General features: G+C 68.3%; 2 protein-coding genes. Both read right to left on the reverse strand.

The window, feature by feature from the left end:
• A partial coding sequence (gene cobT / locus FKP22_RS29865; protein ID WP_141291847.1) for a nicotinate-nucleotide--dimethylbenzimidazole phosphoribosyltransferase occupies nucleotides 1–815 on the reverse strand: 815 nt, incomplete at its 3' end.
• A gap of 22 nt (nucleotides 816–837) precedes the next feature.
• Nucleotides 838–1,458, reverse strand: coding sequence for a cob(I)yrinic acid a,c-diamide adenosyltransferase (gene cobO, locus FKP22_RS29870; RefSeq protein ID WP_141291848.1), 621 nt, complete (start codon nucleotides 1,456–1,458; stop codon nucleotides 838–840).
• Between the last annotated feature and the right edge of the window lie 115 nt (nucleotides 1,459–1,573).

A 1,573-nucleotide genomic window follows, 5' to 3' on the forward strand; every position in this document is an offset into this window, starting at 1 on the left:
TTCGCGGCCACCAGCAGGGCGCTGCTGGCGATGAAACCGTCGATCAGCAGCACCATGCCGGCCTGCGCCGCGCCCAGCATTGCGCCGGCCATCATCGCGATCTCGAAGCCGCCGTATTCGGCCAGCACGTCGATGGGGTCAGCGATCTCGCCAGTGCGTGCCGCCGCGCGTTCCAGCACCGCCAGCTTGCGCGCCAGGCCGTCGTCGTCCAGCCCGGTACCCCGGCCTACCGCCTGCGCCAGCGGCACGCCGGCCAGCTTGTGCAGCAGCAGCGAAGCCGCGCTGGTGTTGGCGATGCCCATCTCGCCAAAGCCGACGACGCGGCAGCCGCGCGCCTTCAAGGACTCGGCATGGGCCTGGCCACGCGCCAGCGCCAGCTCGGCCTCGGCCCGGTCCATCGCGGGCTCGACCGCGCTGTTGCGCGTGCCGGGCGCGATCTTGGCGTCCAACAGCGTGGGCTGGTCGCCGAAGTCATGCTTCACGCCCGCGTCCACCACCTGCACCGCCATGCCCAGCTCGCGTGCCAGCACGTTGACGGCCGCACCGCCGGCCAGGAAGTTCAGCACCATCTGCCAGGTCACGTCCTGTGGAAAGGCGCTCACGCCTTCCTCGGCAATGCCGTGGTCGCCGGCGTAGACGACCAGATGCGGCTCGCTCAGCTTGGGCGACAAGCTCTGCTGGATGCGGCCGATCTGCAGCGCCAGCGTTTCGAGGCGACCCAGCGCGCCCAGCGGCTTGGTCTTGCCGTCGATTTTGGCGCGCAGCGCGGCGTCCAGCGAAGTGGGCAAGGCAGCCAGGTTCAGGTTGAGGCTCATCGCAATGCTTTCTGTAAAGGGTTCAGAACTCAAGGCCAGGCTGGGCGCGAATGCCTTGCTTGAAGGCGTGTTTCACGACCTTCACTTCGCTGACGGTGTGGGCCATTTCGATCAAGGCCTGCGGCGCACCGCGGCCGGTCACCACCACGTGCTGGTGGGTGGGCCGGGCGGCGATGTCGGCCAGCACCGTGGCGGTGTCCAGGTAGTCATGCGAGAGCACGATGTTGAGCTCGTCCAGCAGCACCAGGCCGACTTCCGGGTCCCGCAACAGGCCGCGGGCGATCTCCCAGCCGGCCTCGGCACGCTCGACGTCACGCGCCCGGTTCTGCGTCTCCCAGGTGAAGCCTTCACCGGTCACGTGGTAGGCCACTTCTTCGGGGAAGCGGCGGTAGAAGCGCTCCTCGCCGGTGGCAATGGCGCCCTTGATGAACTGCACCACGCCCACCCGCATGCCGTGGCCCAGCGCACGCGCCACCATGCCAAAGCCGGAGCTGCTCTTGCCCTTGCCGGGGCCGGTCATGACCAGCAAGACGCCGGTGTCGGTGTCAGCCTTGGCAATGCGCTGGTCGACCGCGGCCTTGTGCTTTTGCATCTTGGCCTTGTGGCGGGCCTCGATGTCTTCCGGGGTTTCGTCTTGTGTCATGAGTGGGCCAGTGGTTCAGAGAGGGAGCCACCAGCGGTGGCCATCCAAGGTGTGGCAGCGCAGCGGCTGGTCGAAGGCGGCGGAGAGCGTGTCGGCCTGCATCACCTGCGCGACC

Origin of the sequence: Ideonella azotifigens, assembly GCF_006519715.1 — a bacterium.
Lineage (GTDB): Bacteria > Pseudomonadota > Gammaproteobacteria > Burkholderiales > Burkholderiaceae_C > Ideonella > Ideonella azotifigens.